This window comes from Achromobacter sp., assembly GCF_050285585.1.
Taxonomy (GTDB): Bacteria; Pseudomonadota; Gammaproteobacteria; order Burkholderiales; family Burkholderiaceae_B; genus Achromobacter.
Genome location: NZ_JBLZXF010000006.1, coordinates 57,058 through 75,504, shown reverse-complemented (window position 1 = coordinate 75,504; position 18,447 = coordinate 57,058). Strand labels below are relative to the sequence as shown.

General features: G+C 67.2%; 20 protein-coding genes. 6 read left to right on the top strand and 14 right to left on the bottom strand.

The genetic code is table 11. From position 1 onward, the window contains the following. Positions 1-8: 8 nt before the first annotated feature. Both ACN6PJ_RS10880 and ACN6PJ_RS10875 read left to right on the top strand, forming a co-directional pair. The gene (locus ACN6PJ_RS10880; protein WP_427995871.1) at positions 9-1,004 is read left to right on the top strand and encodes a tripartite tricarboxylate transporter substrate binding protein; all 996 of its coding nucleotides are present in this window, start codon (positions 9-11) and stop codon (positions 1,002-1,004) included. A gap of 99 nt (positions 1,005-1,103) precedes the next feature. Then, on the top strand, positions 1,104-1,553 hold the full coding sequence (locus tag ACN6PJ_RS10875; RefSeq protein WP_427995870.1) for an N-acetyltransferase family protein: 450 nt from the start codon (positions 1,104-1,106) through the stop codon (positions 1,551-1,553). Between the two features lie 20 nt (positions 1,554-1,573). Here ACN6PJ_RS10875 and ACN6PJ_RS10870 read toward each other — a convergent pair whose 3' ends face one another. Continuing rightward, positions 1,574-2,980, bottom strand: coding sequence for a PLP-dependent aminotransferase family protein (locus ACN6PJ_RS10870; RefSeq protein ID WP_427995869.1), 1,407 nt, complete (start codon positions 2,978-2,980; stop codon positions 1,574-1,576). Between the two features lie 110 nt (positions 2,981-3,090). Here ACN6PJ_RS10870 and ACN6PJ_RS10865 point away from each other — a divergent pair, with 110 nt between their 5' ends. The 3 genes from ACN6PJ_RS10865 to ACN6PJ_RS10855 are packed head-to-tail and all read left to right on the top strand — an operon-like array spanning position 3,091 to position 4,294. Next, on the top strand, positions 3,091-3,516 hold the full coding sequence (locus ACN6PJ_RS10865) for a cupin domain-containing protein (protein WP_427995868.1): 426 nt from the start codon (positions 3,091-3,093) through the stop codon (positions 3,514-3,516). A gap of 12 nt (positions 3,517-3,528) precedes the next feature. Next, positions 3,529-3,999 carry a carboxymuconolactone decarboxylase family protein gene (locus tag ACN6PJ_RS10860; protein WP_427995867.1) on the top strand — a complete coding sequence of 157 codons (471 nt, stop codon included), beginning with the start codon at positions 3,529-3,531 and terminating at the stop codon, positions 3,997-3,999. A 34-nt stretch (positions 4,000-4,033) separates the two neighbouring features. Further along, positions 4,034-4,294, top strand: a complete 261-nt coding sequence (locus tag ACN6PJ_RS10855; RefSeq protein WP_427995866.1) for a hypothetical protein — start codon at positions 4,034-4,036, stop codon at positions 4,292-4,294. 515 nt (positions 4,295-4,809) lie between these two features. Here the strand turns inward: ACN6PJ_RS10855 and ACN6PJ_RS10850 are convergent. The 12 genes from ACN6PJ_RS10850 to ACN6PJ_RS10795 form a co-directional block, all read right to left on the bottom strand. Continuing rightward, entirely contained in the window at positions 4,810-5,775 is a 966-nt protein-coding gene (locus tag ACN6PJ_RS10850) for a Bug family tripartite tricarboxylate transporter substrate binding protein (RefSeq protein ID WP_427996053.1), read from the bottom strand. A gap of 114 nt (positions 5,776-5,889) precedes the next feature. After that, entirely contained in the window at positions 5,890-7,068 is a 1,179-nt protein-coding gene (locus ACN6PJ_RS10845) for a CaiB/BaiF CoA transferase family protein (protein WP_427995865.1), read from the bottom strand. Between the two features lie 47 nt (positions 7,069-7,115). Then, entirely contained in the window at positions 7,116-8,396 is a 1,281-nt protein-coding gene (locus tag ACN6PJ_RS10840) for a TRAP transporter large permease (protein WP_427995864.1), read from the bottom strand. Continuing rightward, positions 8,393-8,986, bottom strand: a complete 594-nt coding sequence (locus ACN6PJ_RS10835; protein WP_427995863.1) for a TRAP transporter small permease — start codon at positions 8,984-8,986, stop codon at positions 8,393-8,395. Before ACN6PJ_RS10835 ends, ACN6PJ_RS10840 begins: the two co-directional genes overlap by 4 nt. Before the next feature lie 3 nt (positions 8,987-8,989). Continuing rightward, on the bottom strand, positions 8,990-10,012 hold the full coding sequence (locus ACN6PJ_RS10830; protein WP_427995862.1) for a TRAP transporter substrate-binding protein: 1,023 nt from the start codon (positions 10,010-10,012) through the stop codon (positions 8,990-8,992). Between the two features lie 92 nt (positions 10,013-10,104). Continuing rightward, the gene (locus ACN6PJ_RS10825) at positions 10,105-11,076 is read right to left on the bottom strand and encodes an SMP-30/gluconolactonase/LRE family protein (protein ID WP_427995861.1); all 972 of its coding nucleotides are present in this window, start codon (positions 11,074-11,076) and stop codon (positions 10,105-10,107) included. A gap of 10 nt (positions 11,077-11,086) precedes the next feature. After that, positions 11,087-12,025 (bottom strand): hydroxymethylglutaryl-CoA lyase, encoded by a 939-nt coding sequence (locus ACN6PJ_RS10820; RefSeq protein ID WP_427995860.1) that lies wholly within the window; start codon positions 12,023-12,025, stop codon positions 11,087-11,089. A 185-nt stretch (positions 12,026-12,210) separates the two neighbouring features. Beyond that, entirely contained in the window at positions 12,211-13,113 is a 903-nt protein-coding gene (locus tag ACN6PJ_RS10815; RefSeq protein ID WP_427995859.1) for a LysR family transcriptional regulator, read from the bottom strand. Between the two features lie 99 nt (positions 13,114-13,212). Then, positions 13,213-13,641, bottom strand: a complete 429-nt coding sequence (locus ACN6PJ_RS10810) for a VOC family protein (RefSeq protein ID WP_427995858.1) — start codon at positions 13,639-13,641, stop codon at positions 13,213-13,215. A 59-nt stretch (positions 13,642-13,700) separates the two neighbouring features. Beyond that, a complete protein-coding gene (locus ACN6PJ_RS10805; RefSeq protein ID WP_427995857.1) occupies positions 13,701-13,898 on the bottom strand; it encodes a hypothetical protein in 198 nt (65 codons plus the stop codon). 87 nt (positions 13,899-13,985) lie between these two features. Beyond that, the gene (locus ACN6PJ_RS10800) at positions 13,986-15,350 is read right to left on the bottom strand and encodes a hypothetical protein (RefSeq protein WP_427995856.1); all 1,365 of its coding nucleotides are present in this window, start codon (positions 15,348-15,350) and stop codon (positions 13,986-13,988) included. Positions 15,351-15,377: 27 nt separating this feature from the next. Beyond that, on the bottom strand, positions 15,378-15,995 hold the full coding sequence (locus tag ACN6PJ_RS10795; protein ID WP_427995855.1) for a YiiX family permuted papain-like enzyme: 618 nt from the start codon (positions 15,993-15,995) through the stop codon (positions 15,378-15,380). 528 nt (positions 15,996-16,523) lie between these two features. On the opposite strand from ACN6PJ_RS10795, the gene ACN6PJ_RS10790 reads away from it, so the two are divergent. Continuing rightward, on the top strand, positions 16,524-17,156 hold the full coding sequence (locus ACN6PJ_RS10790; protein ID WP_427996052.1) for an FMN-binding negative transcriptional regulator: 633 nt from the start codon (positions 16,524-16,526) through the stop codon (positions 17,154-17,156). Here the strand turns inward: ACN6PJ_RS10790 and ACN6PJ_RS10785 are convergent. Next, positions 17,116-18,375: an MFS transporter gene (locus ACN6PJ_RS10785; protein WP_427995854.1), complete on the bottom strand. Its 1,260-nt coding sequence runs from the start codon at positions 18,373-18,375 to the stop codon at positions 17,116-17,118. The two genes, ACN6PJ_RS10790 and ACN6PJ_RS10785, sit on opposite strands and share 41 nt — an antisense overlap. Positions 18,376-18,447: the final 72 nt, after the last annotated feature.

Sequence of the window (18,447 nt, the reverse complement as noted above, 5' to 3'; positions counted from 1 at the left end):
AGACATACATGAATCAATTCCTTTCGAAAGCGCCGTCCCCGGCTCGCCGCAAGCATCTGCTGGCGGGCCTCGGCATGCTGGCCCTGGCCGCCGCGCCGGCCTTCTCGCAGACGGCCGGGTATCCGCAGCATCCGATCCAGCTGATCGTGCCCTACCAGGCCGGAGGCGGCGCCGACGTGATGGCCCGGGCCTTTTCCAAGGCCGCGGCCAAGGTGATGCCTCAGGGGATCGTCATCGTCAACAAGCCCGGCGCGGCGGGCGTCATCGGCTGGCAGGAGGTCATCCGCGCCAAGCCGGACGGCTACAAGGTGGCGCTGACGACAGTGGAACTGACCTTCCTGCATTATCTCGGCCTGGCCAAGTTCGACCAGAGCGCGCTGCGCCCGGTCGCCAAGCTGAACGCGGACCCCGCCGTGGTCGTGGTGCGCAGCGACTCGCCGTATGCCAGCATCGAGGACTTTCTCGCGCAGGCGCGCAAGCCCGACGCCAACATCCAGATCGGCAACGCCGGCCAGGGCTCCATGTGGCACATGGCCTCGGCGGCGCTGGCGGAGAAGGGCAAGGCCACGTTCAACTACATCCCCTACCAGGGCGGGGCGCCGGCGCTGCTGGGTCTGCTGGGCGGGCACATCGACGCCGTGATCGCGAGCGCGCCGGAAGTGATCCCGTACGTGAATTCGGGCAAGCTCAAGGCGCTGGGCGTCATGTCGGAACAGCGGATAAAGGGGTTGGAGAACACGCCTACCCTGCGTGAGCGGAACATGGATCTGGTGCTGGGAACCTGGCGCGGGCTGGCCGTTCCCAAGGACACGCCGGAATCCGTGGTCCAGGTGCTGCGGGAGGCCGCAGAGAAGTCCATGCGCGATCCGGAGCTGCGGGAAGTGATGGAGAAGCAGTTCTTCACCACGGATACCTACGAGGACGCGCCGGCATTCGTCGCCAGCATGGACAAGGAAAGCGCCGAGCTCAAGGTGATTGCCGGCAGCATCGCGCTGCGCCCCTGAGGACGCAGCGCCCGGGCCAGCGGGCCGCCCTCGCCGCCAGGCGTTTCCCGTTCGCCGGTGATAGAGTGCGGTCTGCGAAGACTGTCGAATCGAGGAACCATGCGCATCACCTATCGTCCCGCAATGCCGCAGGACGCCGCCGCCTGCGTCACGCTGCGCGGCATGACTCGCGAGAATGCGGTGTCCGAAGCCGAACTGGCCGCGGCGGGGATTACCGCCGAAACATGGGCGGCGGGAATCGCCGAGGGCCTGTATCCCGGCTTTGTCGCGCTGGACGGCGCCAAGCTTGCCGGATATTGCTTCGGCCACCGGGATACCGGTGAAATCGTCGTGCTGGCGCTGCTGCCTGAGTACGAGGGGCAGGGCGTGGGCAAGACGGTCCTGGACATGGCAGCCAGCTTTTTGAAGGCGCTTGGCCACACCCGCTTGTTCCTGGGCTGCGCAACCGATCCGGCCGTGCGCTCGTATGGCTTTTATCGCCATCTGGGCTGGCGTTCGACCGGCGCGCTGAATGACGCGGGCGACGAGGTGCTGGAATACCGGTACTAGGGGCGCGCTCGGCTCACGCTTCAAACAAACCTTTTGACGATATCGGCCAGGCGGTCGCAGGATCTCGCGAGTTCCCGGGCGGGCGACGTGGCGACGCCCAGCAGGAGCCCCGACCGGCGTCCCCGGGCCGAGGCGTACCAGGCCGAGAGCGGGGCGGGGAACATGCCGAATGCCAAGGCCTCGCGCGCCATGGCGAGGTCGGGCGCGCCATCGGGCAATCGCAGCAGGACGGCCAGGCCCGTCGCGATCAGGTGGTCGGCGTCGAAATGCCGGCGCAGCTGCGTCAGCAGGTCGTCCCTCTTGGCGGCGTAGGCGCGCTTCGTGCGCCGGAGATGCCGGAGGTAGTGGCCTTCCTGCATGAACCTGGCGATTGCAAGCTGCACGGCGGGCCCAGGGGGCGGCGCAAGACAGGCCGCGGCCTCGGCGAATGTGGCCATGAGGCCGGCCGGCACGACGATGAATCCCAGGCGCAGCGCGGGCGTGATCGTCTTGCTGAAAGAGCCGATGTGGATGACGCGTCCGGCGCGGTCGAGGGAGGCCAGCGCCGGAGCGGCGCGTCCGGTGAGTTGCAGTTCACTGAGGTAGTCGTCCTCGACGATCCAGGCTCCGCTTGCCGCCGCCCAGTCCAGCAGCTTCAGGCGGCGTTCCAGGGTCAGGGTCGGCCCCAGCGGCGCCTGCTGGCCGGGTGTCACGACCGCCAGCTTGGCGTCGGGGGCGTGGCGCAGCCCGTGGTCGATGTCGATGCCGCCGGCGTCGACGGGGATGGGCGCCACGGACATCCGCGCGAGCTCCAGGCCCTTGCGCGCAAAGGGAAAGCCCGGATCTTCGATCCAGGCTTTTTGCCCTTCTAGGCCCAGGGCGCGAAGCGCCAGGCCCAGTCCGGCGCCATACCCGCCCGTGATGATGATTTGCGATGGCGAACAGTCGATGCCGCGGGCGACGGCGAGGTAGCCCGCAATCTCTTGCCGGAGGCCCGGTTCGCCGCGGGGATCCGGATAGATGGGCGCGGCGCCGATTTCCGCGCGGATGGCATGGGCGCGGATGCGCGCCAGCAGCGTCTTCGGAAGGGTTTCGGCCGCCGGCACGCCCATTTGGAAGAAGGCGGGGCCTTGGGTCATTTCCTGGTAGGTCTCCAGGAAGGACCCGGGGTCCGCCCGCTGTGCTTCCCTTGCCCTTGCCCTGGCCCGGGGACGCTGGGCCACGAGCGTTCCGGCGGCGCGGGACGCCACGATCAGCTGCGCGGCGTCGAGCCGCTCGTAGGCGGTCCGGACGGTTCCGCGGGCAACGCCGAGCTGGGCGGCCAGGTCCTGCCAGGAGGGCAGGCGCGCGCCAGGCTCGAGGGCGCCGCTTTCGATCGCGGCGGCGATTCTCTGTCGGATTTGCTCGGCTAGCGGGATCCTGGCCGAACGATCGATGCTGAGTTCCATGGGTGGCGGTTTCGTTCGTGGTACACGATTATTTTATATTTTTGGTGCTTTTTATTGGCCTTGCCAGGGAATAAATTGGAAGGACTTCCCTATGCAAGGAGCAAGTCCCGATGAAGATCAAATCCCTGGCCACGGCTGCATGGGCCTGCCTCGCGGTTGTGACCGCGTCCCCCGTTCTGGCCCACGGCGAAGCGGCGGAAACCGTCAGCAAGGTTTTCGACCGGCCCATCACCAATATCCCCGGCAAATCCCTGGTCACCGTGGAAGTCGACTATGCGCCCGGCGCCGCGTCGGTGCCGCATTCCCACGCCAAGTCCGCATTCATTTACGCCTATGTGCTGTCGGGCGCGATCGAGTCGAAGGTGAACGATGGCGAGACGCGCACCTACCGCGCCGGCGAAAGCTGGTTCGAACCGCCCAACGCCGTCCATTCGGTCAGCCGCAACGCGAGCAAGACCGAGCCGGCGAGGTTACTCGCCGTCTTTGTGGTCGACACCGGCGACAACGTCCTGACCACCCCGATCAAACAACCCTGAAGGATGAAGACCATGAGCAAGCGTATCGACTACAACCAGGTTGCCCCGAACGGCGCCAAGGCCCTGGGCGGCGTCTATGGCTACGTCATGCAGAGCGGGCTGCCCGCCGATCTGGTGGCGCTGGTCTATCTGCGCATCTCGCAGATCAACAACTGCGCCTATTGCCTGGACATGCACACGCGCGATCTCGTGAAGCTGGGCGTGCCCATCGAGAAGCTCGCCCTGGTCCAGGCCTGGCCGGAAGGCGGCGCGCTTTTCAGCGAGGCAGAGCGCGCCGCCCTGGCCTGGGCCGAAACGGTAACGCTGGTGGATCGCAGCGGGGTGCCGGATGCCGCCTATGAAGCCGCCAGGAAGGTGTTTGCCGAGAAGGAACTGGTCGACCTCACCATCGCGATCAGCCTGATGAACGCCTACAACCGGATGGCGATCAGTTTCCGGAATACGCCCCAGGCGGTTTTGAACGGCCCCGCAGGCTTGCTATAAAGACGGCTGCAGCTTTTTTGTAGGGGTAGGGCATATGTCGATTCAATCCTTGGGCCGCTATGGCGCCGTACTGTGTCTGGCCGCGCTGGTTTCCGCGTGCTCGTCGACCAGCTCCGGCAAACCGGAGCGCCAGGCGGCCAGCGCCTCGCGGGTCACCGCCGAGTGCAAAGCGAGCCGCAGCAAATGCCTCTACGAAGGAGCTTATGAGTCGGGAGAGCGGGACTACGCCGAAGAGGAAGCGAAGCGCCTGAACCTGGCCGAGGTCGAGCGGTTGCGCCGCAGCATGGGCCGCTAGGCGCCTCGCGCGCCCATCAAAAAGCCCGCTGCTTTCGTCAGCGGGCTTTGTTTTCACGCTTCGTAGCCGTTCTTCTTCCTGCGCCGGTCGATTGCCCGGACTATCTCCCCTGATTCGAGCCGGTACACGCCGTTACCCTCCCTGATCACGGCGCCGCCCGTGGAAAGGCGGCAGGTCAAGACAGTGCATGCGTCAACCTTCGGATCCGTTGTGGGTTGCTGAACGAGATGTCTCTCGATTCGGTACTGGACTCCCGCTGCGGAGACCGCGATCACATCCTCCAATCGTCTACACGATATTGACATGATGAACCTCCCGTACTCGCGCCACGTTGAAACCTGTGGCACCGGGGTCATCGTCACAACTGGGTTTGGCGCTGTCAATGCCGCAATCCCGCATGTTGAGCGGGCTTGCGGGCGGCCTCCCAGGGAGGCTCGTGCATACGCATGAGGCGATGCATGCGTCTGATCTACGGCGTTTTTCGCCGCGATTCGGGGCTTGATAATCCGTGGGGCCTATTCAAGCTTCACATTGGCCGCCTGGATGACCGAGCGCCATTTCTTGTGGTCGGCTGCGATGGTCTGAGAAAACTGCGCGGGCGTGGTCGGCATGGCGGTGGCGCCCTGCGCGGCCAGGGCGTCCTGCACGTCCTTCAGCGCCAGGATATTGTTCAATTCCTTGTTCAGGGTCTGGATGATGGGCTGGGGCGTCTTCGCGGGCGCGAGCAGGCCGTACCAGACTCGCACGTCGAAGTCGGGGTATCCCAGTTCCGCGACGGTGGGCACGTCGGGCATGGCGGGGCTGCGCTTGAGCGACGTCACAGCCAGCGGCACGGCGCTGCCCGCCTTGATCTGCGGAGCGGCGGAAGGAATGGAGGTGAAGATCACGGGCACCTGGCCGCCCAGCAGGTCGGCCATGGCCGGCCCCGAGCCTTTGTAGGGCACATGGACGAGCTTGACGCCGGCCTGCAGTTGCAGCAGTTCGGCGGCCAGGTGGGTGATGGTGCCGGCTCCCGGCGAGCCATAGTTGATCGTGCCGGGCGCCTTCTTGGCGGCGTCGATCAGATCCTTCAAGGACTGATAGGGCCCATTCTTGCCCGCGACCACGACCAGGGGGGCCTCGCCGACGATGCCGATGGGCTCGAAGTCCTTGATGGGGTCGTAGGACAGCTTGCCGTAGAGCGACGGAGCCACCGCCAGGTTGTCGACCTGGCCCATGACGATCTCGTAGCCGTCGGGCTTGGCGCGCGCGGCCGTGCCGATGCCTATGGTGCCGCCGGCGCCCGGACGGTTCTCCGCGACGACGTTCCACTTGACCGAATCCGACAGTTTGGCGGCCACGGTGCGAGACAGGAAATCGGTGCCGCCGCCGGGCGTGAACGGCACGATGACGCGTATGGGCTGGTTGGGATAGGGATCCGCGGCCGCGGCGGGAGCGCACGCGGCAAGCGCGCAGGCCGAGAACATCAAGGCACGTAGCATCATGGTTGTCGTCTCCATTTCTTTGTGGGGCGCGTCCGGTCTGGTCGCCGGACGTTGTTGACTGCGGGCTGATTCCGGGCTTGCGCTGCCGTCCATGGGCCGCGCCGGGTCTGTCTAGGGAGCGTTCTTCGCGAGCAACTCCTGTATCCGGGGGTCGGGCAGGCCCAGTTCGCGGAGCACCGCCTCGGTGTCGCCGCCCAGGGACGGCGCCGGCGTGCGGGCCCGGCAGGGCGATTCGGCGAACTTGATCGGGAACCCGAGCATGCGCACCAGCTGGCCGTCCGGGTGGGGGACGTCGATCGCCATTTGCTGGTCGGCCACCTGCGGATCGTCGAACACTTCGCGCAGGTTCAGCACCTGCCCGCAGGGCACGCCGTACTGGTTGAGGCGCTCTATCCAGTAGCGGCTGCTTTCCTGGCGGGTGCGGACCTCGATGGCGGCCTTGATCGATTCGCGGTTGAGCATGCGGTCCGCATTGGCCTGGAAGTCGGGATGCGCGCGCAGGGATTGCAGTTCCAGCGCCTCCAGGAATTTCTCGTACATGGCGTCGTTGGAAGGCGCGATCGCGACCTGGCCGTCCGCCGTCTCGAACAGCCCGTAGGGCGCGACGATCCCGTGGTCGTTGCCGGTGCGCGGGGGAAGCTCGCCGCTGGCGAAGTAGTTGGCTGCCTGGAAGCTGAGCAGTCCGATCATGCTGGACATCAGGCTGACGCTGATCGAATCCCCGCGGCCCGTGCGTTCGCGGCGCAGCAGCGCCGCCAGCACGCCCAGCGCGCCGTTCATGCCCGCGACCAGGTCGCTGATGGGCGGGCCCGCGCGCATGGGCGGATCGTTCTCGCCGCCGTTCAGGCTCATGAACCCGCTCATCGCCTGGGCGATGAAATCGAAGGCGGGCCTGTCGCGATATGGGCCGGACGTGCCGAATCCGTTGATGCTGCAATGGATGATGTCCGGGCGCAGCGCTTTCAGGGTTTCGTCGCCGAAACCCATTCTCTCCATGATGCCGGGGCGGTAATTCTCGATCACGACGTCGCAGCTCGGTATCAGCCGGCGCAGGATGTCCTTGCCTTCCTCGCTGTAGAGGTCCAGCGCAACCGACTTCTTGTTGCGGTTGTAGTTCGCGAAGTACCAGCTCAGCCCGTTCCTGATCACGCCCTGGCGGCGCACGGGATCGCCTTCCCCCGGGGTCTCTATTTTGATGACTTCGGCCCCCATGTCGGCCAGGATGGAGGTGCAATACGGCCCCGAGATGATGCGGGTCAGGTCCAGGATGCGGATTCCGGAAAGTGGCATGTCGTAGGTCTGTGTGGTTATCGGAGAGGGTCTGGCGCGCTCCGGCCCTAGCCGCCCAGGCCGGGCAGCCATAGGGTCAGGGGCGGAAAGGCGCAGATCAGCGCGAGCACGATCAGCGACCAGATGAAGAACGGAATGATCTCGCGGACGATGGGGCCGACCGGCGTGCGGCCCACGGCGGAAGTGACGAACAGCAGGATCCCGACCGGCGGGGTCAGCATGCCCGTCATCAGGTTCAGGATCAGGATCATCGCGTACTGGATGGGGTCCAGGCCCAGCTGGGCGCCGATCGGCAGCAGGGCAGGCAGCGTGATGATCATGGCCGGAAGCGGCTCCAGGATCTTTCCGACCAGGATGAGGAACACGTTCACCGTCAGCAGCACCACCCAGTGCTCGTCGGAGATGCCCAGGATGCCCTTGGCGATCGTGGCCGCGATGCGCGATTCGCTGATCAGCCAGCTGAACGGGCCCGCGGCGGCCAGCAGGAACAGCACGACGGCCATGGTGCGTCCGGCGGCATAGAATGCCGAACCTAGTTCTCCCGGTTTCAATTCCCGGTACACGGCCAGCCCGACCAGCAGCGCGTACACGGCCACGAACGCCGCGGCCTCGGTGTCGGTCAGGAGGCCGAAGCGTATGCCGACGATGATCAGGACCGGCATCATCAGCGCCCAGATGGACGCGCGGGTCACTGTCGCCCGTTCGGGCCAGCTCGCCCGCGGACGCGATTTGTAGCCGTGGCGGCGCGCCTGCCAGGCGCAGATGGCCATGTATCCGGCCAGCAGCATGAAGCCGGGAATGATGCCCGCCAGGAACAGGCGGATGATCGACAGGTTGGCCAGCACCGCGTAGACGATCATGGGGATCGACGGCGGCAGGATGGGGCCCAGCATGGCGCCGCAGGCGATGACCGCCTCAGGGTAGCCGCGGCGATAGCCCTCGTTTTTCATCGAGGGGATCATCGCGGTGCCGATGGCGCTCGCGTCCGCCACGGCGGAGCCGCTGATGCCCGCCATGACGAGGTTGGTGGTCAGCGACACTTGCGACAGGCTGCCTCGCAGGTGGCCGACCATGGCCATGGACCAGTTGATGAGCCGCAGCGTGACGCCGCCCCGGTTCATCAGCTCGCCGGCCAGGATGAAAAGCGGGATCGCGACCAGTGCCGTCTCGTCGATGCCTCCCAGCATGGACAGGGGCGCCTGCACGATGTCGACGCCTCCGCCGCCCTTGAACAGCATGCCGATCATGGCCGCGGTGATCATGGCGAAGCCGATGTCCAGTCCCAGCAGGATCAGCACGATGAACAGAACCACCGAGAATAGGATCATGGATGCGTCCCCGGCATTTCGTTGTCGCCATCGCCGCGCGCGAAGGCGTCGCGCGGAACCGGCGCGTCGGGAATCAGCAGGCGCAAGGCCAGGAACAGCATGAAGAACGCCATGCCCGCCGTCAGCGCGGCATAGCTGACGGCGTAGGTGAAGGGCGTGCCCACGATGTCCTGGAAGTGCCCTACCTCGACCACGTCCAGGCCCTTGTAGAAGAGGGTCGCGGCCAGCGCGAGCAGCATGGCGTCGAACAGCCGGTCGCGCACGCGCCGCGCGCGCTCGGACAGATGGCCGTCGATGATGTCTATCACCACGTTGCGGCGTTCGCGCAGCGCCATGGCCGCGCCCAGGAAGGCGCACCACAGCATGCCGATGCGGGCGATCTGGTCCCAGGCGTCGAACTGCGTTTTCAGCACATAGCGGTCCAGCACCTGCGCGAAGCAGAAGACGAGGACCATGGCCAGCGTCAGCGCCACGGCCAGGCGGCCGATCCAGCAGACGGCGCGGTCCGCGCGCAAGACCGCGGCGCGCCAGGCGGACACCTCGGACGCCGGGGCGCGGGTACGGGCCGGTGCGGGCATGGGGGCGTTCATGGCCTACTCTTGCATCTTCTGGATGCGTTCCACCATGCCGGCGGGCCAGTCCTTGCCCTCGTACTGCTGGTAGACGGTGGCGAGCGCGGCCTTGAACGCGGCCTTGTCCGGCTGCGTGTAGGTCACGCCGGCATCCTTCAGGAGCTTGACCGCGTTGTCGTCGAGTTCCTTGTCCAGCCTGGTGGCGACCTTGCCCCCGGCCTTGGCCGCGTCGATCAGCGCCTGCCGCTGTTTGTCGTCCAGGCCCTGCCAGACGCGTTCGGAGATGAACCAGCCGGTGAGCTCGTATGCGTGGTCGGTGGCGGCCCAGAATTTGGCTTCCTCGTGGAAGCGCAGCGGAATCGACAGGTCGAAGCCATTGTCCTGCCCGTCGATCATCCCGCGTCCCAGCGCGGTATAGATCTCGGTCATTCCCAGGGGTACGACCTGCGCGCCCAGTTTTTCGAAGGTGCTTTTCAGGATCGGGATGGAGGGCACGCGCAGCTTCAGGCCCTTGACGTCTTCGGGTTTGTTGATCGCGCGCGACACGGTCTGCAGCGCCCGCGGCGAGCGGATGCCGAACGCCGCGAACACGCGCACGCCGGATTTCCTGGCGACGTCGTCGAAGATCCTGGCGAACTCTTCGCTATTGATGACGCGCTCGGCCTGTTCGCCGCTCTTGAAGAGATAGGGCGCGTACAGGATGTTCAGGGGCTGGGCGCCGCGCAGCAGCACGACGGACCCCAGACCGAAGTAACCCATGTCCAGCGTGCCCAGCTGCATGGACGACAGGATCTTGCTGATGTCGCCGAGCTGGCCGTCCGTGTAGACGTGGACCTGCAGATCGTTGCCGGTCTGCCTGGCGGCTTCGTCGGCGAAGGCGCGCATGGCGTGGTCCCAAGGACTGTTGGAGGCCGCGATGGTCGCGATTTTCATTTCGCGGGCCTGCGCGTCCCGCGCGGGCAGGAACGCGCCGGCCAGGGAGGCCGACAGCGCCAGCATGGCTGCCGCGCCACGGAGCAGGAACGGCGATGGCTTCTTGTTCATGATGTCTCCCCCGGAATATTTATCGTGTCCGGTTATGTGGATCCGCCATGCCAGGGAGGACGGCGGGGTTCGCGGCCGAGGCGGGCCGCGGGCTACCAGTTCCAGTGCACGGGCTTGAGTCCCGCCACCGGCGAATCGAATACCGCCAGGCTGGAGCCGTTGATGCAGCCCAAGAAGGCGGTCTTGCGGTCGGGGCCGCCGAACGCGATGCTCGTAATGTTCTGCAGCTTCTTGCTGTGGTTGTCGTAGAGCAGCGGCCGGCTCAGCCGGTTGGCCAGGTACTCGGTTTCCAGCTTCTCGATGTGGGCGGGGTCGCCGTCTTCGAGCAAGAGCTGCTGTTCCCCCCTGGGGCTGACGCGGATGACCCGGTTCGACACCACGCTGATCACCCAGATGTGGCCGGTTTCGTCGACCGCCATGCCGTCGGGATAGGTGCCCTTGCCGAATTCCGTGATCACCGACCGCTCGCTCAGATCGCCGTTGGGCGCCACGCGGAAGCGCAGCAGGCGCCGGCCGAAGGTTTCGTTGACGTACAGATAGGTGCCGGTGGGATCCATGCGGCATTCGTTCGTCCAGTGCACGTCCTGCGCGACCACGCGGGTGCCGTGGCGGTCGTGCACGGCGATGAAGCCGTCGGCGATATCGCGGCGGAATTGATGGTCGCCCTTGCGCACGGTGCTCACGCAGATCCACAGCCGTTCCTGGTCGTCCAGCCAGACGAAGTTGACGCTGGGCAGCCCGACGCCGTCGATCTCCATGATGTGGGGAGCGGCCGCGCCGTCGCGTTGCACGCGCCAGATCCCGCCGTTGTCGGCCAGGTTCGCGATGGCGAACGAACCGTCTCGCAACAGCGCGAAACCATTGGGGATCAGCCCGGCCTGCGCGCCGATCAGGCGGGCGCTGCCGCCCGGCTGGATGTGGCGGATGCCTCCGGCCTTGTCGGACACGTACAGGTCGCCCGCCGCGGTGCCGAGCACGCATTCCGGCCGGTTCAGGTTGACGCCGGTTTCGCGCACCGCGCTCAGGGGCAACTGGGAGATCACGGGGGTCGATTCGCGGTCCATGGAGGAATCCTCAGCCGATTGCGCCCACGGCGCCGCCATAGTCATGCAGATTCAGCCTGGGGCCGGCCTTCATGAGCTGGCCGGGCAGGCTCCGGCCGATCACGTTCTCCAGCCGCTGCGCCACCTTGATCAGCGCGCGCAGGTCGATGCCGCTGTCCACGCCCATTTCGTCGAGCAGGTAGACGAGGTCCTCGGTGCAGATATTGCCCGTGGCGCCGGGCGCGAAAGGGCAGCCGCCCAGGCCCGCCAGCGAAGACTCGTAAGAGGTGACGCCCGCGCGCAGGCCCTCGACCACGTTCACCAGGCCGATGCCGCGCGTATTGTGGAAGTGCAGGGAGATCTTCGTGTCGGGATGGTCGGCGCGCAGCGTCTCGACCGTGCGGCGCACCAGCCCGGGCGTGGCCATGCCCGTGGTGTCGCCCAGCGTGACCGCATCGAAGCCCAGGCGCACGAAGCGGCCGAAGATGGCGCGGATCCGCTCCAGGTCCACGTCGCCCTCGAATGGGCAGCCAAAGGCCACGGCGATGGCGCCCTTGCGCTTTATCGGATGGCCTTGCAGCCGTTCCGCGATCTCCTCGATGTCGCGCAGCGACTGTTCGACAGGGCGATTCAGGTTCTTGGTGTTGTGGCTTTCCGTGGCGGACAGGAAAACGACGATCTCGTCCGCCTTCGAGCGCAACGCGTTTTCGACGCCCTTGCGGTTGGGCGCGAGGGCCCCCAGCACCACGCCGGGGCGCCTGCGCACCTGGTCCAGGACTTCCTGCGCGTCGCGCAGCTGGGGCACCGCGCGGGGGGAAACGAAGGAGGTTGCTTCGAAGTGCCTGACGCCCGCGTCGATCAATGCGTTCAGGATGTCGACTTTGGTGTCGGTGGGCACGAATTCGGACTCGATCTGCAGTCCGTCGCGCATGCCGACTTCGACGATTTCAACCCGGTCTGGAAGGCTCACGGCGCTTGTCTCCTGTTGCCCGGCCGCCGTATCCGCAAAGGCTTGCGGGTCGATGTCCGGGACGGCGTTGTCGGTCACTATCTTCAGTGATCGATCCGGGCGGGACAATTCGTGAATGTTCGGCGGGGCATCGCGAAATGCGATGCCTCAGGCCGCGGGCAGCGGGCCCGGGAAAGACCGGGAGCTTATTGCTGCGTCGCCGCTTCGGCGATCAGATGGTCCAACAGGAGGCGGGCGGCGCCGGACAGCGATTCATTGCTGCGGACGCACAATTTCAATTGCCGCCGGGCCCAGGCGTCGGTCAGCGGAATGACGCGGAGTTCGTCGCAGGCATACACGGAAAGCGCCTTCGCGGGAACGATGCCGATCCCGAGATCGGCGCGCACCATGGATACGAGCGCGTCGTAGGACGTGACCTGGAAGCGCAGCCGCAGCGAGCGGTGCATGGACGCGGCCTCGCGCGTGAAGAGGTAGTTCGCGGCGCTGCCCCGGTGCATGCCGACGTGGTCGTAATCCAGGGTGTCGGCGAACGCAACGTCGTCGCGCTGCGACAGCGGATGCCCGGCGGGCGCGACCAGGGCCATGACGTCGCGATGATAGGGGAAGATGTCCAGGCCGTCTTCGTCGTCGGACTGCGTGTAGACGCCGATGTCGGCGGCGTTGTCCGCCACCGCGCGCGTGACGCCGGCGCTGACGGATTCTTCCAGGTCGATCTGCACGTGGGGATGCCGTTCCAGGAAGCGGCGCAGTTCCATCGGCAGGAACTGGGCGATCGAAGACAGGTTGGCCGCCACGCGCACCCGCCCGCGCAAGCCCGCCGAGTAGTCGCGGATTTCATCGGCCAGGTCTTGCGTCTGGTGCAGCAGCGTGCGGGCGCGCCGGGCCAGCGCGCGCGCGGCGCTGGTGGGCTCCACGCCACGCGCATGGCGCTGGAACAGAGGCACATCCAGCACGCGCTCGAGTTCGGACAGGCGCTTGGACAGGGCCGAGGGCGCGATATGCTCGCGGGTCGCGGCCGCCGTGATGCTGCCTTCTTCCAGCACCGCCAGGAAGACTTGCAGGGTGTAAAGATCAAGACGAGGATTCATGCCTGCTTCCGGGACCTATCTGCCCGCGAGGATAGCGGGTGTCCCGCAAGGCATGGCTAGGGGATTACACGTAGGGCCGGCTCCCCTCGGATGCAAACCTCAAGCCTTGTCGTCCGCTTCCCAGGCAGGGTTCCAGACGGCTTCCCAGACGTGGCCGTCCGGGTCCTGGAAGTAGCCGGCGTAGCCGCCCCAGAAGGTGTCCTGGGCGGGCTTCAGGATGCGGGCGCCGGCCGATTCCGCCCGGGCCATGACGCGGTCCACCTCCTCGCGGGAGCCGACGTTGTGGCCCAGCGTCAGATTGGTGGGCGAGGCCGCGCCTTGGGGCAGGCCGGTATCGTGCGCGATGCTGGCGCGCGGCCACAAGGCCAGGCGCAGGCCAGGCTGCATATCGATGAACACCACTGAGCCGTGCTCGAATTCCTGCCCGATGATGCCCGGGGTGGGCATGCCCAGGCCGTCGCGATAGAAGCGCAGCGCTCGGTCCAAGTCGTCGACGCCCAGGGTAATGACACTGATGCGGGGATGCATGGCGCTCTTCCAGGAAGGCAAAAATCCAGTGTATATCGCGGGAGCCGCGGGCGTGGGGCTCAGCCGATTTCCGCCCACTCCTGCGCCGCGCCCTGCCGCAGCAGTGCGTCGGCCGCCATGACCGCGATGCGGCCGTCGGCGGTGCCCATCGCCAGCCGGCCGCCGCGCGCGCTCATCGCGTAAACGACGGTCGGCAGCCCCTCCACGCGCAGCTTCGCGTTCAGCCGGATCCCGCCCGTGGCCGCGTCCACCAGCATCAGGCTGCCGTCCAGGAAAGCCGCGGCGACGAGCCCCGGCTCCGGCAGCGCAACGATGGCGGCGGGAGAGGCGTGCGCCGGGTGGCGTCAAAGCGTTTCGTTTTTGTCCAGCCGCTTGCGGTAGATGAAACCCGCGCAGGCGCCGCGGGCATCGGGAGCGTAGTGCCGGCCGCCGATGACGATGCCCGGGCCCCGCGCGTCGTCCAGGTAGCAGCCGGAAAGCTCCATGGCATGGCTGGCGGGCTTGCCGTCCGCCTTCAGCACCGGCCACAGCCGCTGGATCCCGCCTTCCGCATGCACGATGCACAGATACTTGTTTTCGTGGGAGCTTGCGGGCGTGCCCTGCAAGGCGAACAGCCAGGGCGCGCCATCGATCCGGATATGGTGGTTGAAGCAATCGTAGTGGCCCAGGTCCACGCGCAACTCGCGGCCCGAATGAAGATCGCGCAGCAAGTCGCGGGCCTGCGCCGCGGGCGGATAGCGGTTCATGCGGCCCAGCAAGGCGCCGCCCGCCGAGGCGGAAAACGCGAGCTCGCCCTGGTAGGCCTGGACGAGTTCCAGGCCGTCTTCCGTCAGGCGGTAAAGCTGGGAGTCCTGCGTCCATCCTGGAGACGAACGCTCCGCGGGCGCCGCCGCGTGCACGTATACGCCGGCGGAAAGAATGATCTGGGACCCGTATCCGTCGCCCGCGTAGCGCACGGCGGGGCCGCCGCCGGTGTGATGGATCTCCAGCAGGCAGCCGCGATGCGTCACGGCGACGCGGTCCCCGTCCAGCCAGGCCACGTCATGGATGGCGCCGCGTTGTTCCAGGCTATCGAGCCCCAGCCATTGCGCAAGCAGGGCGCCGGGCGCGGGAGCCGCGACGGGCGGCGCTTCTTCCGCGGGCGCGATGTCGCGGCCGGAAAGCGCCAGGACCCGGGCGGCGGCGCCGGACCAGGTCGCATCGCCATACGGGACATGCACGCGGTACAGAGTGTTGAACGCCGCGTCGGGCGTATCGGGCAAGCCCTCCCATTCTTCATCCCATGGACGCACCCAGGCCGTGATCCCGTTTCCGTCCGCGTCGTAGGCGCAACGCGCGACTTCGGGGATGTCGCCGAAGAACCGCGCATGCCGGCCGCCGCGCCAGTCCCAGGCGATGAACTCGCCTTCGAACAGGTAGCCGCCGTCGTAGCTGCCGGCGCCGATCGCGACGACGCTTTGCGTTGGATGGAAGGCGACGTCGTTCACGGGAAATCGCAGGCCGTCGAAGGCGGCGAAGGGCGCGGATTCGCCGCGCCGGTAGAGCGCCACGCGATACCGCAAGGCCTGGCCGCCGTAGGCCGCGCGCGCGCGGGGATTGACCAGCAGCGGAAATTCGGAAGCGACGGCCGCGATGTCCCGCGAGCGATCGAAAAAGACGCCGGTAATCGTGGCGCTTCCGCGCAGCGGCGGATCCGAGAGCATAACCATGGTTCGCGCTGTCCCCGGCGTTTGCCGTCAGTGTTCGCCGACCGTCTGCAACAGCGCCGAATCGAACATGGCCGCGGGCGAGATGATGGGTTCGTCCCAAGGGACGTCCGCGCCGTAGCGCTCCCGCATCTTGGCGCGCACGGCGGGCGAGCTCAAGTCGAATTGCTTGAGCGGCGCGAGCGCGCCGATTTCGATTCCCAGCGCGCGCTGGTAGATCTTCCAGACCAGTTCGGAGCAGTAGATTTTTTCGTCCGACCATGCAAACGCCAGGTCGTACGGCTTGCCCACGAAACCGGCGCCGGCGGCGGCCAGCCGCTCGCGCGCGGGCGGCGCGAGACGGTGGGCGTCGCGCAGGCGCTTGACCACATAGTGCCCGCGTTCGCCTTGCGCCGCCCATTGATCCAGCGGGGTGTAGCTGACCCGGGCAGCGGCCTCCAGCACGTAGGGGCGCCCCTCGCGCATGACGATCATGCCCATATGGCTATAGGGCGAATGCGTGGCTTGCTGGATGGCCAGGCTTTGCGTTGACCGGGATTGCTGGAAGATGAGATCGCCCTTCTGGACGGCGGGCGCCGCCGGGGCGGCGAGGGAAAGCGCGGACAACGCTGCCGCGGCGGCGGCGCGGGTCCACGCGCACAGGGTCATGAGCGGGCCCGGCCGGCTGCCGGCGCCTCTTTCCTGCCGCGCGGTTTGGGCGCGGTTTTTTTGTCTTGCGCGGGAGCGTCGAACTCCTGCTTGTTGCGTTCGCCCCGCGGGGTGTTTTCCGGGTGGGGTTTGGGAAAAGCCCAGGGCTTGGTTTTCTGATCCATTGCATGTACTCCTTGCACAGGCGGAACAGTAGCATTAGCCGGGGTCATGGGTAAGTGAGGGTTGACGTCAATATTCATCACATCGTGATATTGGAAGGAAAAAGCGAGATCGCTTCGACACGCAGCGGCTCGCGATTGTTCCCGGCTAGCGGTCGTCCCGTCGACGTCCGCTTCGCGCGGCGCGGCTTCGACCGGAGTTGCGCCGCCGAGGCCCGCAGCCCGGCGGCCTGGCGCGATCGCGCAGCCCGTCGTGATGTCCGCGATGGCGCGCTCCAGGTGGCCCCATGAAAACAATTGTCGCTGGCCCTGGCAATGGGGCCACGGCGGCGGTATGTTGTGGTTTTCCGCTACCGCGCATCCCGCCATGTACCTGCCGTCCGCCTTTCGCGAAGACTCCCTCGACGTCCAGCACGATTTCATCCGCGCGCACCCTCTGGGCGTGCTCACGACCGCCGGAGAAGCCGGGCTGATGGCGAATCACATTCCCTGTCTGCTCTATCCCGAAGGGCCTTGCGGCGTGCTGCGCCTGCACGTGGCCCGCGCCAATCCGCAACTGGCCGAACTGGCGTCGGGGCGAGAGTGCCTGGTCGTGTTCCATGGGCCGCAAGCCTATGTTTCCCCATCGTGGTATCCGACCAAGGGGGAGACGCACAAAGTGGTGCCCACCTGGAATTTCGTCGCGGTGCATGCCTGGGGCGTGCCGGCGATCCAGGACGATCCGGCCTGGCTGCGCGCCCAGCTCGACGCGCTGACCGACAGCCAGGAGAAGGGCCGCGCGCAGCCCTGGCGCGTGGATGAGGCGCCGGCGGACTTCATCGCGGCGCAGATGCGCGCGATCGTCGGCGTGGAGATCCGGCTTGCGCGCATCGAGGGCAAGTGGAAGGTCAGCCAGAACCGTCCGGTCGCCGACCGGCGCGGCGTGGCGCAAGGGCTGGCGAACGAGCGCGGCGATGCCGTCATGGCCGGGCTGGTCGCCCGGCGCGGCGGGCTGGAGTGAGGCGTCCCAGCGCGAAGCTCGCGATCGCGCCGGCCTGCAGGCCGGCGGCGGCGGCCAGGAACCAGAACAGCGGATGCCCCGCCTGTTCCGACACCACGCGCAACACGCCGAACAGGGCGGGAGCAAACGCATAGGCGCCTTGCGACATGGCGACGATAAGCGGCACGACGCGCTGCGCATCTTCGCGCGCGAATTCGGTCTGGGCGATCAGGGGAGGCAGCGAGGTCGCGTTGCCGATGCCTGAACCGAACAGCAGGACGCCCAGCCATACGGCCCACGCATGCTCGGCGGCCAGCATGAGGACCAGCGAGCCGCAGATCTGGACGGCATACGCCAGGCAGGCCACGGCGCGCCGGTCGGCGCCGGGAGGCATCAGCCATCCCACCAGCGAGCGCCCGGCGATGGCGCTGGCCGTCGCCAGCCCCATCGCGAGCCCGGCGGTCTGCGCGCCCAGCAGGGGCGCCAGCAGCGACAGCAGATGCGCGATCAATCCGATCTGCGCGAACAGGCCCAGCGCCATGCCCGCGGCCAGGCTCAGGAAGGCCCGGTCGCGCCACAGATCGGGCACGCGGGGCGGCGAGGGCGCCGCGGCGGGCGCCTGGCCTTGCGATGCGGCGCCGTCGGGTTCCTGTCCCAGCTGTTGGGGCGTTACGGCAAACACCTTTAGCGACAGCGCCGCGATCACCGCCACCATCGTCATTCCCACCCACAACGCGGCCTGCGCGAAACCCGCTGAGCCGATCAGGTAGACCCACAAGGGCGAGAACACGATGCCGCCGACGCTGGCGCCGTTATAGGCCATGCCCAGCGCCGCGGGCCGTCGCCGGACGAACCACGGCGAGATCAGCGCGTTGACCGCCGCGGCGCCCAGCGTCACCCATCCCATGCCGGTAAAAAGCGCCGAAGCATAGAGTTGCCATGGTTCGGCGGCCCTGGCCCAGCCGCTTGCGCCCAGCGCCAGCAGCACGGCGCCGCCCAGCGTGACGGCGGGCACGCCAACGCGGCGGTACAGGCGGGGCAGGTTGGCGACCACGAGCGTTCCGCACAGGAAGTGCAAGGTGACGGCGCCCGACACGAGCGCGACGCTCCAGCCGGTGCGCTGCGCCACGGCGTGCAGGAAGACGGGCGGGCCGTAGAACCCGACTCCCCAGCCGAAGACCGCCAGGACGAAAGTGGCGTACAGGACCGTCCAGCCGAAGAATGCCTTGGATGCGCGCATGGATGTCCGGCGGGGCCGGCTGTCTTGTTTGGATGACTCGCAGTATGCTTGAGCCTGTACACGATACTTTGG